Origin of the sequence: Streptomyces amakusaensis, assembly GCF_039532665.1 — a bacterium.
Lineage (GTDB): Bacteria > Actinomycetota > Actinomycetes > Streptomycetales > Streptomycetaceae > Streptomyces > Streptomyces amakusaensis.
The window spans coordinates 549,582-562,397 of record NZ_BAAASB010000001.1 but is presented as its reverse complement, the minus strand read 5'-3'; the positions used below and the strand labels follow the sequence as shown (position 1 = coordinate 562,397).

At 73.6% G+C, this 12,816-nt stretch carries 12 protein-coding genes; 6 read left to right on the top strand and 6 right to left on the bottom strand.

Annotated elements, in window-relative coordinates:
- Window positions 1-142: 142 nt before the first annotated feature.
- Together ABD371_RS02355 and ABD371_RS02350 are read right to left on the bottom strand one after the other, a co-directional pair.
- Entirely contained in the window at window positions 143-1,552 is a 1,410-nt protein-coding gene (locus ABD371_RS02355; protein WP_381734292.1) for a M1 family metallopeptidase, read from the bottom strand.
- Window positions 1,553-1,875: 323 nt separating this feature from the next.
- Window positions 1,876-2,433: a GlcG/HbpS family heme-binding protein gene (locus ABD371_RS02350; RefSeq protein WP_344472059.1), complete on the bottom strand. Its 558-nt coding sequence runs from the start codon at window positions 2,431-2,433 to the stop codon at window positions 1,876-1,878.
- Window positions 2,434-2,695: 262 nt separating this feature from the next.
- Between ABD371_RS02350 and ABD371_RS02345 the strand changes: the two genes are divergently transcribed.
- The 3 genes from ABD371_RS02345 (at window position 2,696) to ABD371_RS02335 (ending at window position 5,180) form a co-directional block, all read left to right on the top strand.
- Window positions 2,696-3,925: a sensor histidine kinase gene (locus ABD371_RS02345; protein WP_381734294.1), complete on the top strand. Its 1,230-nt coding sequence runs from the start codon at window positions 2,696-2,698 to the stop codon at window positions 3,923-3,925.
- Window positions 3,922-4,545, top strand: a complete 624-nt coding sequence (locus tag ABD371_RS02340) for a response regulator (RefSeq protein WP_190124912.1) — start codon at window positions 3,922-3,924, stop codon at window positions 4,543-4,545. The genes ABD371_RS02345 and ABD371_RS02340 overlap by 4 nt, the downstream gene beginning before the upstream one ends.
- A gap of 227 nt (window positions 4,546-4,772) precedes the next feature.
- Window positions 4,773-5,180, top strand: a complete 408-nt coding sequence (locus ABD371_RS02335; RefSeq protein WP_344472056.1) for a RidA family protein — start codon at window positions 4,773-4,775, stop codon at window positions 5,178-5,180.
- A 42-nt stretch (window positions 5,181-5,222) separates the two neighbouring features.
- Here ABD371_RS02335 and ABD371_RS02330 read toward each other — a convergent pair whose 3' ends face one another.
- The 3 genes from ABD371_RS02330 to ABD371_RS02320 form a co-directional block, all read right to left on the bottom strand.
- A complete protein-coding gene (locus ABD371_RS02330; RefSeq protein ID WP_344472187.1) occupies window positions 5,223-6,266 on the bottom strand; it encodes a methyltransferase in 1,044 nt (347 codons plus the stop codon).
- Window positions 6,267-6,355: 89 nt separating this feature from the next.
- Window positions 6,356-7,192 (bottom strand): helix-turn-helix domain-containing protein, encoded by an 837-nt coding sequence (locus tag ABD371_RS02325; RefSeq protein ID WP_344472053.1) that lies wholly within the window; start codon window positions 7,190-7,192, stop codon window positions 6,356-6,358.
- A gap of 91 nt (window positions 7,193-7,283) precedes the next feature.
- Window positions 7,284-7,901, bottom strand: a complete 618-nt coding sequence (locus ABD371_RS02320) for a VOC family protein (protein WP_344472051.1) — start codon at window positions 7,899-7,901, stop codon at window positions 7,284-7,286.
- 323 nt (window positions 7,902-8,224) lie between these two features.
- On the opposite strand from ABD371_RS02320, the gene ABD371_RS02315 reads away from it, so the two are divergent.
- The 3 genes from ABD371_RS02315 to ABD371_RS02305 all read left to right on the top strand — a co-directional run bounded on the left by ABD371_RS02315 (window position 8,225) and on the right by ABD371_RS02305 (window position 11,404).
- Window positions 8,225-9,268 (top strand): Clp protease N-terminal domain-containing protein, encoded by a 1,044-nt coding sequence (locus tag ABD371_RS02315; protein WP_344472048.1) that lies wholly within the window; start codon window positions 8,225-8,227, stop codon window positions 9,266-9,268.
- An 11-nt stretch (window positions 9,269-9,279) separates the two neighbouring features.
- On the top strand, window positions 9,280-9,873 hold the full coding sequence (locus ABD371_RS02310) for a chorismate mutase (protein WP_344472046.1): 594 nt from the start codon (window positions 9,280-9,282) through the stop codon (window positions 9,871-9,873).
- Between the two features lie 88 nt (window positions 9,874-9,961).
- Window positions 9,962-11,404: an aldehyde dehydrogenase family protein gene (locus tag ABD371_RS02305; RefSeq protein ID WP_344472044.1), complete on the top strand. Its 1,443-nt coding sequence runs from the start codon at window positions 9,962-9,964 to the stop codon at window positions 11,402-11,404.
- Here the strand turns inward: ABD371_RS02305 and ABD371_RS02300 are convergent.
- On the bottom strand, window positions 11,394-12,815 hold the full coding sequence (locus ABD371_RS02300; protein ID WP_344472042.1) for a PTS transporter subunit EIIC: 1,422 nt from the start codon (window positions 12,813-12,815) through the stop codon (window positions 11,394-11,396). The two genes, ABD371_RS02305 and ABD371_RS02300, sit on opposite strands and share 11 nt — an antisense overlap.
- Window position 12,816 lies beyond the last annotated feature (1 nt).

Genomic DNA, 12,816 nt, shown 5'->3' with positions numbered 1-12,816 from the left:
GGTCTCTTCGGGACTCAACGGGCCCCTCCGGGCCCCGGGGGCTCACCTCCGCCCCGCACTCGAAGTCTCGCCGTCGGCCGCCCGCCCGGTCGATTACATGCGAGGTAATGCGAGGCCACGCGGGGCGGCCGGCCCCCGCGGATCACCTGCGCGGCCGGCCGTCCCCGTACAGCCACCCGTCCCACACCCCGCCGAGCTCCCGGCCCGAGAGCCGCTCCGCGTACGCGGTGAAATCCGCCGTCGACGCGTTGCCGTGCCGGTGCTCCCGCGCCCAGCCCCGCAGCAGCCGGAAGAAGACCTCGTCCCCCACCTCCCCGCGCACCCGGTGCAGCACCATCGCGCCCCGCCCGTACACCGGAGCCGACGACACCTCGGCCGCCGACGGCGGATCCGCGGGCGGGAAGGCCCAGTTCTCCGCGTCCGCGAACGCCGCGTCGAAGCTCTCCCGTACCGGAACGCCCTCGAACTCCTCCGCCCACAGCCACTCCGCGTACGTGGCGAAACCCTCGTTGAGCCACATGTCCCGCCACGACTTCGGTGTCACCGAATCGCCGAACCACTGATGGGCGATCTCATGGGCCAGGGTCTCCGGGGTGAAGAGCCCGGCCGGGAACACCGGCCGGGTCTGCGTCTCCAGGGCATAGTCCACCACCTCGTCCGGGACCACGATCGCCCCGGCCGACGAGAAGGGATACGGCCCGAAGGCCCCCTCCGCCCACGCCAGCACCTCCGGCAGCCGCGCCGACAGCTTCCCCACCGCCGGATCCGCCGCCCCCACCGCCGGATCGACCGCCGTGACCACCGGCAGACCGGACGCCGTCCGCGAGGACCGCATCTCGTACGGGCCGATCGCCAGCGTCGCCAGATACGTCGCCATCGGCTCCGCCGACCGCCATCGGTAGGTGCTGCGGCCCCCGCTCGTCCGCTCGCTCGCCAACTCGCCGTTGGAGACCGCCCGGAGCCCCTCGGGAACCGTCACCGCGATGTCGAACGACGCCTTGTCGCTCGGATGGTGGTTCCCCGGGAACCAGGCCGTCGAGCCGGCCGGCTCACCCACCGCGAGCGCCCCGCCCGGCGTCCTCAGCCAGCCCTCCTCCGAACCGTCCGCGTCCCTGATCGCGCCCGGCTCGCCCTCGTACCGCACGACCGTACGGAACTCCCGGCCCGCCGGGACCGCCTCCCCAAGGCGCACAATCAGCTCGTCGCCGTCGTGGACCGAGCGCGCTTCCGCGCCGTCCACCGTCACCGCCGTCGCCGACAGCCGGTGCAGATCCAGATTGAAGACGCGCAGCTCACGGGTGGCGCGGGCCACGATCTCCGCCGTGCCCGCCAGCCTCCCCGACCCCGGGTCGTACGCCAGCGCCAGCCGATAGCCCCGGACGTCGTAACCGCCGTTGCCGAGCCCCGGGAAGAGCGGATCGCCCACCCCCATGACCTCGGGCCGGGCCCCGGCCCCGGCATCGCCATGCCCGCCGGCGGCACACCCCACGAGGAGGAGGGCCGCGACGGCGGGCGGCGTGAGCAGACGCGTGACGGACGATGACCTGGCCACGCGCCGATCCTAGGTCGTGTCTTCAAAGTCCCGTCTGTCCGCCGTGCCCTGGCACGCACTCCCCCTGGGCCTGGCGGCCCGGGTGGGGGTGCTCCCCCTGGGCTTCGCCCGGGTGGGGGTGCCCCCGGCGGAGCCAGGGGGAGTACCCCCACCGCGTCGACTCCCTCCTCCGCCTTGCGATCTGGGGGCACCCCCGGGCGAAGCCCAGGGGGAGCACCAGACCCCGCCAGACCCTCCCCCTGGGCCTTCGGCCCGGGGGGACCCCCACTACGGGAGGACGACGCCACTTCGAAGACACTCCCTAGAGCGGAACAGGCGGTCGATCAGCGGGCCAGGGCCGCCACGCCCGCCTTCGCGAACTCCTCGTCCTGGGCGCCGCTCGGCGCGCCCGCGACCCCGATGCCCGCGATCGGAGCGCCCTTGACCTGCACCGGAGTGCCGCCGCCCAGGAACAGGGTGCCCGGGATGTCCTTCAGGTTCGGAGTGGACTCCAGCCGCTTCACCAGCTCGGAGGTGGGCGCGTTCCACGAGACCGCCGTGAACGCCTTGCGCTCGGCCGACTCGTACGACTGCGGGCCCGCGCCGTCGCCGCGCAGCGTCACCACGGTCCTGCCGTCACGGTCGACCACCGCGACCGTCACCCGCTGGCCGGCCTTCTCGGCCGCGTCCAGGGTGGCCTGCGCGGCCTTCGTCGCGGCGTCGACCGTCAGCCGGGTGTTCTGCAGGAGGTGCTTGTCGGAGAGGTCCTTCTTCACCGCCGCGCGCGTCTCGGCGGCCGGAGCGGAAGCGTTCGCCGACACCGCGCCGAAGGTACCGGCGCCGAGCGCGGTGGCGAGGGCGGTGACGGTGAGAACGCGGGTGCGGGTCGAGATCTTCTTCATGGTCCTTGGCTCCTTCTGCTGAGGTCCGGCGGGCTTCCGTGACCTTCTGCAATCGATCCTCAGCCCGGCGGGGGCCCAGGACGGTCGGTGTACCGGCTGCTCCGCGCGTGCATGATGGATGAGGCCCGTGTCGACCGATCGGCTGATGCGGGGCCCCGCCCGCCGGGTCACGATGCGAAGGCGCGACACGGGTGCGCGCCCGGTCCGTCTCGTACACCCCGTACGCCCCAGCCCGTCCAGCACGTCCGCAGGAGAGAACGCCATGTCCCAGCAGCCACGCCCGGGAACCCGCCAGGGTCCCCCGACACCGGACGCCCGGGGCGCGGACCGGGACGACCGACGGCTCGACACCGTCATGAACACGGCCTTCATCGCCCTGCTCGCCGGATCCCTCATCCGCTATCTGATCAAGCACCCGGAGAGCCCCCGGGTCCCCTGGGTCATCTCCCTCAGCGCCGCCCTCGCCGTGCTCCAGCTCGCCGGCCACCGGCTCACCACCCGCGCCCACGGGCGCGGCGAGCTCCTCCGCCTCGGGCTCGTCGTCGGCTGCTGGGTCGTCATCGTGCTCCTCGCGCCCAGCTTCGCCTGGTGCGCCGTGCCCCTCATCTACACCGGGCTGCGCGCCCTGCCCACCCGGGCCGCCGTCGCCCTCGTCGCCGCCCTCACCCTCCTCGTCATGCTCGCCGAATGGCGGCTGCGGCAGGGCATCGACCCCAATCTCTTCCTGCTGCCGACCGTGGTCGCCGCCCTCGCCACCGCCGTCTTCCTCCATATGCGCCGCCAGGCCGACCGGCTCCGCGACCTCGTCGACGACCTCATCCGCACCCGCCGCGAACTCGCCGCCACCGAACGCCGCGAAGGCACCCTCGCCGAGCGCCAGCGGCTCTCCATGGAGATCCACGACACCCTCGCCCAGAGCCTGTCCAGCCAGCAGATGCTGCTCCAGGCCGCCGAGCGCACCTGGGACAGCGACCCCTCCCTCGCGCGCGGACACATCCGCACCGCCGAGTCGATCGCCGAACGCGGCCTCGCCGAGGCCCGCCGCTTCGTCCACGACCTCGCCCCCGCCGACCTCGCGGAGGGCGGCGGCCTCGCCCAGGCGCTGCGCACCCTCGCCGAGCGCGAGTCCACCGACGCCCTGCCCGTCCGCTTCCACCTCGACGGGCCGCCCGCCCCGCTCCCCGACCGGGTGCAGTCCGCGCTGCTCCGGATCGCCCAGGGCGCGCTCGCCAACGTACGAGAACACGCCGGAGCGACCTCCGCCGCGCTCACCCTCAGCCGGCTGGACGACCAGATCGTCCTCGACGTCGCCGACGACGGCGTCGGCTTCCTGCCCGTCGAGCGCGCCCCCGGAGTGCGCGGCCACGGCCTCGCCGCCATGCGCGCCCGGCTCCGGCAGCTCGGCGGCACCCTCACGATCGAGTCCGCGCCGGGCGAGGGCACCGTCCTCTCCGCCGCGATCCCCCTTGAACACCCCTCGGAGAACCGATGACCGCCGTACGGATCCTGCTCTGCGACGACCACGCCGTCGTCCGCGCCGGGCTGCTCGCGCTCCTCGGCAGCGAGCCCGACATCGAGGTCGTGGGGGAGGCCGGCAGCGGGGAGGAGGCCGTCGCCATGGCCGGGAAGCTCCGGCCCGACGTCGTACTGATGGATCTCCAGCTGGGGGCCGGGATCGACGGGGTGGAGGCGACCCGCCGGATCGCCGGGACCGGTGTCCATGTCCTCGTGCTGACGACCTACGACACCGACGCCGACATCACCCGCGCGATCGAGGCCGGGGCGACCGGCTATCTCCTCAAGGCCGAGCGCCCCGAGGAGCTCTTCACCGCCATCCACGCCGCCGCCCAGGGCCGCACCACCCTCTCCGCCCCCGTCGCCACCCGTGTCATGGACCGTATGCGCGGGGCCGGCCGCCCCACCCTCACCGACCGCGAACGCGACATCCTCGGCCAGCTGGCCCGGGGCCTCGGCAACCGCGAGATCGCCCGCGCCCTCTTCATCAGCGAGGCCACCGTCAAGACCCACCTCGGCCGCATCTACGCCAAACTCGGCGTCGACACCCGCACCGGCGCGGTCTCCACCGCGAAGGAGCAGCGGCTGCTGCCCTGAGTCCGCCGGGTGGCGGTGGGTGGTGGGGGCCGGTGGGTGCGGGGGTCGGGGGCCGCTCCGGGCCCGGGTCCGGGACTGCTTTCCTCACCGCGCTCCGCGCGAGCTGCGCCGCTTTACGTCCCGGCCCCGAGCCCTGCGCGTCCCCCTTCGCGGCAGTCCCCCGTCGATCCGCCCGGGGGACCCGAAAACCTGATGCGGGGGGAGCGCGAAGTGGTGAGAATCGGCGTATGAGTGTGAAAATTGAACGAATCAATCCCGAGCAGCTCCACCCCACCCCCGGCTACCACCACATCACCGTCGTCGAATCGGGCCGCACCGCCCATCTCTCCGGACAGTGCCCCCTCGACCTCTCCGGAACGCTCGTCGGCGAGGGCGACCTCGACGCCCAGATCGACCAGGTCGTCGCCAATGCCCTCACCGCCCTCGGCGCGATCGGCGCACGCCCCGAGGACGTCGTCCGCTCGTTGATCCATGTGGTCAGCGACGAGTCCACGGTTCTCGCCGGTGCCTGGGACCGGCTCAACGCCTCCGCCCTCGCCCCCGCCTTCACCACCGCCTCCACCCTGCTCGGGGCCTTCGGCCTCGGCTATCCCGGGCAACTGGTCGAGGTCGATCTGACCGTGGCCCTGGCATAGCCACACCCGTACGGGCCGGATGCGGTGCGGTGGGGTGCCCGGTCAGCCGGCCACGGCCTCGATCAGGGAGAACGGCGCGGCGTCCGTGAGAGGGGCGACCGAGGCGACGGCCAGGCCCGCGCGCCGGCACAGCTCCTCGAACTCCGTGCGGGTGCGTTCCCTGCCGCCCACATTCACCAGCATGTTCAGATCGGTCAGATAGGTGCCGCCGCCGTCGGCGACATCGGCATCGGTTTCGGTGCCGATCGCTTCGGGCAGTACGGGCTCCACGATCAGGACCACGCCGCCGGGCGGCAGCACCGCGCGGCAGTGGCTGAGGATCGTGACCACCTGGTCGTCCGGCCAGTCGTGCAGGACGCTCTTCATCAGATACAGGTCCGAGCCCGCCGGGACCGAGCGGAAGAAGTCCCCGTAAATCGTGGTGAAGCGCCCCGCCAGCCCGTGCCGCCCCAGCGTGCCGGGCGCTTCGGCCAGACCCTCCGCCGTGTCGAAGACCGTACCGGTGAGGCCCGGATGTGCGGCGAGCACAGCGGCCAGGAGGGTCCCGTCCCCTCCGCCGACGTCCGTGACGGCGCCGAATCGGCCGAAGTCGTAGGCGTGGGGCAGCGTGGCGGCGGTGTCCCGGGAGGCCTGGCTCATCGCCTCGTTGAAGTCGGCCGAAAGCTCGGGGTGTCGGGCGACATGGCTGAAGAAGTCGGTGCCGAAGACGGTGTCGAACGCGGTCCTGCCGGTGCGGACACTGCTGTCCAGGTGCTCCCAGGCGCGGATCATCGCGGGGTCGGTGAACATGCGTACGAACGAGGTGAGCGATGCGGGGTGGACGGGGTCGAGGAACGCGCCCGCAGGGGTGACGGAGAAGGTCTCGTGTGCGTGGTCCCTGAGCAGGCCGAGGCCGGCCAGGGCGCGGAGCAGCCGGTGCATGGGCTGGGGCTCGGCCCCGGCCTCGGCGGCCACGTCGGAGGCCCGGCACTGTCGGCAGCCGATCAGCTCGACCACTCTCAACCGGGCCGCCGCGCGCAGGGTTTGCGCGGCCATGCCGCCGAACGCGAGCCGGACGATCAGATCGCGGTCGGCCCCGTCCGCCATCGGGACCTCGGTGTTCTCCCTGTTGTCCGTGCTCTCCACGGGGCTTCCTCTCTTCGTGAGGTGGGTATGAGCGTGCGGCCGGGGCCGGGTCAGCCGGCGGACGTGTCGCTGCCGGCCAGGGCGCCCGGTGTGCACCCGGCGAGGGCCAGCGCATCGCGATGGAGATGAGGCTGGTCGGCATATCCGCAGGCCAGGGCGGTATCCGCAGGGCTCCCGCCCGCGCGCAGCGCCCGGGCCGCGTGGTCGAAGCGGACTATCATGGCCGCGCGTTTGGGGGTGAGGCCGATCTGGGCGCTGAATCTGGACCACAGCTTCTTACGGCTCCATCCGCAGGACACGGCGAGGTCGCCGACCCGAACGCGGCCCCGGCGGGCCACGATGGTGTCCCAGGCGGCGGCGACCTCGGGCGACATCGAGGGTGCCCCCGCGGCCCGTCCCAGGAGGAAGCCGTCCATCAGCGCCAGGCGTTCCCGCCATGTCGCCGCGTCGGTCAGCCGCTCGCGGAGCACCCGCTCGTGGCGCCCCCACAGCTCTTCGAGTCCGGTGACGGAACCGTCCAGTTCGCGCGGGGAGACGCCCAGCAGCGCGTAGGCGGCCCGGGGTGAGAGACGTACTTCGAGGCACTCGACGCGCTCGCCCCGGATACGGACGGGACCGGGCGACAGGGCGGCGACCAGGCTCCTCATGGGCCGCTGCCCGGTGGCGCCCGCCACGGTGACGGGGTTGTCCCCGAGCCCGACGACGACGACCACGGTCGGCTGGGGAAGCACCCGCATGTCCAGTCCGACGGCCGTCCGATCGCGGAATCCGGCCAACTGCACACCGTCGACGGAGGTCCCGCCGGCGGGACGGGCGACCTCCCAGCCGTTGCGGGCGTCGCTGCTGGGTGTGGGGCCCGGACCGGACCCCGCTTCGTGGCTGCGCATGCCTCCACCGTCCCCGACTTCGGAGGCCCTGTCTTGAACGAAAGTTCCGCGGCTTTCGTTTCTCCCCCGCCGAGCGGGTGCGGTCGCACCGTCAGCGGGCGCGCACCTCCAGCACCAGGTCCTGAGGGCTGTGGAGCAGGCCGTCGCGGAGCCGCCCGGCCGCACGGGCGGTCACGGCGGGCAGATCGTCGACGAGGACGACCGGCCGCCAGCCGGGCACGTCCGCCGTACCGAACTCGGCGCGGTCCGGGCCCAGTCCCAGCACCTCCCGGTAGAAGCGGCGCGCCCCCGCCGGGTCCGGGCTGTCCAGGACCGGCCGCCGGGGCTCCTCCCAGCCCGTGGATCCGCCCGGCTGCCAGAGCGAGACCGGCGCGCCGAAGGGATCGACCAGGGTCGCGATCCGGCCCTGGCCGCCCGCGTCGAACGGCGGTACCACCAGCCGCGCTCCGTGGGCCGTCGCCGCCTCGGTGCGCCGGTCGACATCGTCCACCGCGAGATAGTGCGCGATGTGCGCCGGGGTGCCGGGCGGATAGACCGGCTGGGAGAGATCGCTGACCCCGCCCACGGGACGGCCGTTCTCATAGATCTTGGTCGCCCGCCGCCAGTCGTCCTCGTCGACCGCGAAGTGCCAGTTCAGCACGGTGGAGAGAAACTCGGCCGCACCGGCCGGGTCATGGGTCTTGAGGTCCATCCAGCAGAATCCGTTCATCCGACGGTGGTACCGGGGACGGGCGCGGCGGGCAATCGGTTTTCGGGCCCCCGGACGGATCGACGGGGACCGCCGTGAGGGGGACGCGCAGGGCCCGGGTCCGGGACGTAAAGCGGCGCGGCTCGCGCGGAGCGCGGTGAGGAAAGCAGTCCCGGACCCGGGCCCGGAGCGGCCCCCGGCCCCCGCACCCACCGGCCCCCACCCCGGTCACGTGGGTCAACTTTCGGGTACGGGAGCGCCCTCGCGCTGTCTTCGAAGGGGAGCGGCCGGCAGCGACCTCGGGGGGACGCCGCGGGGACCCCGGGCGCGGGAGTGTGGTCGGTATGAGCGGTGACGACGGGGAGGGCGGCCGGATGAAGACGGTGAGCGTGGGGGCGAGCTGGGGAGTCGTGGGGGTGCTCGGGGCGGCCTGGGGGGCGACCGGGGAGGGGGCCACGATCGGCACCGAGCATCTGCTCGTGGCGCTGGCCGGCACCAAGGGGGAGACGAGCCGCGCGCTCGGTCGCTCGGGTGCGACCGTCGCGGCCCAACTGGCGGTGGTGCGCGAGCGGGAGCGGATCGCGGGCTCCTGGGTGAGCACGGACGATCTGGCGGACAGCGTCTCGTCGAAGGAGTTGCTGGGGGACGACGGCGATCGCGGCCGGCGGCTCAGCGGGGCCGCGAGCCGCGCGTTCGTGCGCGCGATGGAACTGGCCCGCGAGGAGGGCACGAAGAAGTACAGCCCCACGCTGCTGCTGCGGGCCCTGCTGGCCGACGAGAGCAGCCGCGCCGCCGAGGTGCTCCAGGTCCTCGGCTCGGGCCCCGGCCCCGGCCCCGGCTCCGGCTCCGGCTCCGGCATCCCGGCGGGCGGGCTCGACCCGCTGCTGTGGCCCACCCGCGACATCCTGCTGGGCCGCCGTCCCCCGCGCGGGCTGCCCTTCTGGAAGCGGCTGCTGTTCACCTTCGCCAAGGGGGCCAACCTCGCCTCCCGGCCGGTGCTCTGGGTCAGCGTGGACACGCTGGAGCAGTCGCGCGCGCTCGGCCGGGAGCCCGGCACCGAGCATGTGCTGCTCGCGCTGCTCGCCACCCATGAAGTCGGCCTGCGCCACCCGCATATGGCGAACGAGGGGCCCGTCGATCCGGCGGTACGCCACGCGGGCGGTGCGAGGCTGGCCGCGATGGGCGTCGACTATGTCTCGGTACGCCGGGCGGTGGAGCGCGACGACTTCGAACTGGGCCGGGACGAAAGGGACTTCGACACCTTCCTCGACGGATCGGCGGGCGACGACGGAACCGGACCCCTGGTGGAAGCCCTCTTGCGGGGCGACACCAGGGCCCGGCGGCTGATCGAGTCGCTGGGGTTCGCCCCCGCCGTCGACCCGTCCTGAAAGGGAAGTCCTTGCGTCTCCGTACCTCCTCCGCCCTGCTCGCGGTGGCCCTGCTCGCCGCCGCCGCACCGACCGCGTCCGCGTCCGCCGGCAGTGGACAGCCCGCCCCGGGACCGTACGCCCAGCTCCACCCGATCGCCTCGCTCTCCGCCGACCGGCTCGCCACCGCCGATCTCGTCGCCGCCGCGAAGTGGGGCACGGGCAGCCCCATCGACGATCCGGCCCGGGAGCAGATCGTCCTGGACACCGTCCGCGAACAGGCCCGGGACGCCGGGGCCGACCCGGAGGCGACCGTCCGGATCTTCCGGGACCAGATCGAGGCGAACAAGCTGGTTCAGCGCGGACTCCACAGCCTGTGGACGGCCGACCCGGCCAAGGCCCCGGCCGAGCGACCCGATCTCGCGGAGGTCCGCAAGGAGATCAACCGCGTCAACGGCGAGCTGGTCCGGGCGATCGCGGGCTCGGCGACCGCCCGCTCGGCCCCGTACTGCCGGGGGGTCCTCGCCCTCTCCGCGCTCCAGGTCCACCACGACAAGGGGCTGGACCGGCTGCACGGCAAGGCGCTGGCCCGCGCGGTGCCGTCGGTCTGCGCCGACGAGGACTGAAGAGAGCTGAACACGGCCGGCACGGGGCGGGGTTGACCCCGGTGGGACGATCGGGCGCAGACGCAGCCACGGACGGAGGGACACGCCCATGACCCGCCCCGCACGACAGCCGCTGTTCATCGACGGTGCCTACACCGAGGGCACCGGCACGGAGAGCTACGAGGTCCGCAGCCCCGCCACCGGCGAACCCGTCGGCTCCACCCCGGTCCCCACCGCCACCGATCTGGACGAGGCGGTACGCGCCGCACACCGCGCCCAGCGCGACTGGGCCGCCGTGAACGTCTGGGAGCGGGCCGCCGTCTGTCATCGCATGGCCGACGGGATCGACGCGCTCCGGGAGGAGCTGGCCCTGCTCCAGACCCTGGAGCAGGGGAAACCGCTCGCCGAGTCGCTCGCGGACGTCACCGAGGCGGCGCAGCTCTTCCGGCTCCACGCCGAGGACGCCGTACGGCTCAACGGCGAGACCCTGCTCTCGCGCGACAGCTCGAAGCGGATGTTCACCTTCCATCGCCCGGTGGGCGTCTGGGGCATCATCACGCCCTGGAACTTCCCGCTGCTGATGTTCGCCGAGTTCGCCGCCCCCGGCCTCGCCACCGGCAACGCGCTCGTCGTCAAACCCCCCGCCCACACCCCGCTGACCGTCCTGCGCGCGATGGCCGTGGCGTCCGCCGCCGGACTCCCCGCCGGGCTGGTCAATGTGGTGCCGGGCGACGGGGTACTCGGGGACGCCCTCGTACGCCACCGGGGCGTCGACGCCATCGGCTTCATCGGCTCCTCCGCGACCGGCGCGCGGATCCAGGCCGCCGCCGGGCTGAAGAGGTCCCTGATGGAGTGCTCGGGCAACGGCCCGCTGGTGGTCCTCGCCGACGCCGATGTCGAGGCCGCCGCGAAGGCGGCGGTCGACGGCGCGTACCCCTGCGCGGGCCAGGTCTGCTGCGCCACCGAGCGGGTCGTGGTCCACGCCGACGTCCACGACGCCTTCGTCGGCGCGGTGCTGCGCGAGTCCGAGCGGGTGGTGCTTGGGGACCCGCTGGACCCGGCGACCGTGCTCGGCCCCCTCAACAACGAGGCGGTCGCCCGGAAGATGGACCGCCATCTCGCCGACGCCCGCGAGCGCGGCGCGCGGGTGCTCAGGGGCGGCGGGCGGCGCGCCGGGATGCCCACGCGGCTCTACTACGAGTTCACCGTGGTCGACGGCGTGCCCGAGGACAGCCTGCTGGCGAAGGAGGAGTCCTTCGGCCCCGTCGTACCGGTGATCACCGGCCGGGACGAGGACGATCTGCTGCGCATCGCCAACGACGACGAGCTGGGGCTCCAGGGCGCGGTCTTCACCCGGAGCATGAAGTCCGCGTTCCGGTTCGTCGAGGAGATGGCCGTGGGGCAGGTCGTCGTGAACGACACCAACAACTGGTGGGACATCAATATGCCGTTCGGCGGGGCGGGCGGCCGGTCCACCGGCTGGGGGCGGATCGGCGGCAGATGGACCCTGATGGACATGACGGACACCCGCACGGGAGTGATCAGTCTTTAGGCGGGGAGGGGGCGGGCTCGGGCGGGTTCCGCAGGCCGAACCAGTACGTGGCGCAGAAGCCGGCCACGTACCCGGTCAGCAGCCCGCCCGCGTACACCGCGACCGTCGTCCCCAGCCCGTGGCTGCCGCGCAGCAGCGGGAACAGGGCCCATCCCGAGGGCCCGATCGCCGTCGAGCCGACCGTGTCGCCGATCATGTGGAAGAAACCGATGAAGCCGCCGCCGAACGCCCCGCCCACGCACGCCGTAATGAACGGGCGGCCCAGCGGCAGCGAGACGCCGTAGATCAGCGGCTCGCCGACGCCCAGCAGCCCCGCCGGGAGCGCGGAGCGGATGGTGGTGCGCAGACCGGGGTGGTGGGGCAGCCGGGCGTAGACCGCCATCGCCGCGCCGACCTGCCCGGCGCCCGCCATCGCGAGGATGGGGAGCAGCACGGTGAAGCCCTGCTGCTCGATCAGGGTGGCGTGGATGGGGATCAGCGCCTGGTGCAGTCCGAGCATCACCAGCGGGAGGAAGAGCCCGCCGAGGACGAATCCGGCGATCGCGCCGCCGCCGGAGAGCAGCGCCCCGGCGGCTTCGCCGATGGCGGCGGAGACCGTCCCGGCCAGGAACATCAGCCCGAAGAGGGTGACGAGCCCGGCGACGAGGACGGTGAGGGTGGGGGTGAGCAGGACGTCCAGGGCGGCGGGCACGAAGCGGCGGCAGCCCTTCTCGACGTACACCGCGAGCACCGCCGCGCCGAGCGCGCCGAGGACTCCGCCCTGGCCGGGGGAGAGCTGTCGGCCGAACACCTCGATGTGCGCGACCCCGGGGTAGACGATGACGGCGGCGACCGCGCCGCCGAGGATGGGGGTGCCGCCGAACTCCTTCGCGGTGAGGTAGCCGACGAAGACCGCGATCAGGGCCATGAAGCCGCCCGCGAGGGCGGTGAGCGCGGGGGTGATGCCGGGCAGCCGGCCGAGGTTGACGAGCAGTCCGTTGAGTCCGGCGATGATGCCGCAGCCGATGAGGGCGGGGATCAGCGGGACGAAGACATTGGCGACGCGCCGCAGCAGGAGTTTCCCGGGGGTGGCGTTGCGGGTGCGCCGGGCGGCCCTGACGGCCGCGCCGCGTTCGGCGAGCGCGAGAGCCGTCACGGCCCCGGTGGCGGTCCCGTCGGCCGTCAGCAGCGCCTGGAACTCGGGGGCGACGCGGGCGACCCGTCCCGGGCCGAGGACGATCTGATACGTGTCGTCCTCGACCACTCCGAGCACGGCGGGCAGTGCTCGCAGCTCCTCGTCCCGGACGAGGGAGCGGTCGCGCAGCTCCAGCCGGAGCCGGGTCATGCAGTGGGCGACGGAGGAGACATTGGGCGCGCCGCCCACCAGGGGGAGGATCGCGGCGGCTGTGGCACGGTGCTCGGGTGAGGCCATG

Excerpts from the sequence above, each read along its gene's own strand:
- ABD371_RS02350 (WP_344472059.1), bottom strand. The coding sequence starts at position 2,433 with ATGAAGAAGATCTCGACCCGCACCCGCGTTCTCACCGTCACCGCCCTC.
- ABD371_RS02345 (WP_381734294.1), top strand. The coding sequence starts at position 2,696 with ATGTCCCAGCAGCCACGCCCGGGAACCCGCCAGGGTCCCCCGACACCG.
- ABD371_RS02340 (WP_190124912.1), top strand. The coding sequence starts at position 3,922 with ATGACCGCCGTACGGATCCTGCTCTGCGACGACCACGCCGTCGTCCGC.
- ABD371_RS02335 (WP_344472056.1), top strand. The coding sequence starts at position 4,773 with ATGAGTGTGAAAATTGAACGAATCAATCCCGAGCAGCTCCACCCCACC.
- ABD371_RS02330 (WP_344472187.1), bottom strand. The coding sequence starts at position 6,266 with ATGGCGGACGGGGCCGACCGCGATCTGATCGTCCGGCTCGCGTTCGGC.
- ABD371_RS02325 (WP_344472053.1), bottom strand. The coding sequence starts at position 7,192 with ATGCGCAGCCACGAAGCGGGGTCCGGTCCGGGCCCCACACCCAGCAGC.
- ABD371_RS02320 (WP_344472051.1), bottom strand. The coding sequence starts at position 7,901 with ATGAACGGATTCTGCTGGATGGACCTCAAGACCCATGACCCGGCCGGT.
- ABD371_RS02315 (WP_344472048.1), top strand. The coding sequence starts at position 8,225 with ATGAGCGGTGACGACGGGGAGGGCGGCCGGATGAAGACGGTGAGCGTG.
- ABD371_RS02305 (WP_344472044.1), top strand. The coding sequence starts at position 9,962 with ATGACCCGCCCCGCACGACAGCCGCTGTTCATCGACGGTGCCTACACC.
- ABD371_RS02300 (WP_344472042.1), bottom strand. The coding sequence starts at position 12,815 with ATGGCCTCACCCGAGCACCGTGCCACAGCCGCCGCGATCCTCCCCCTG.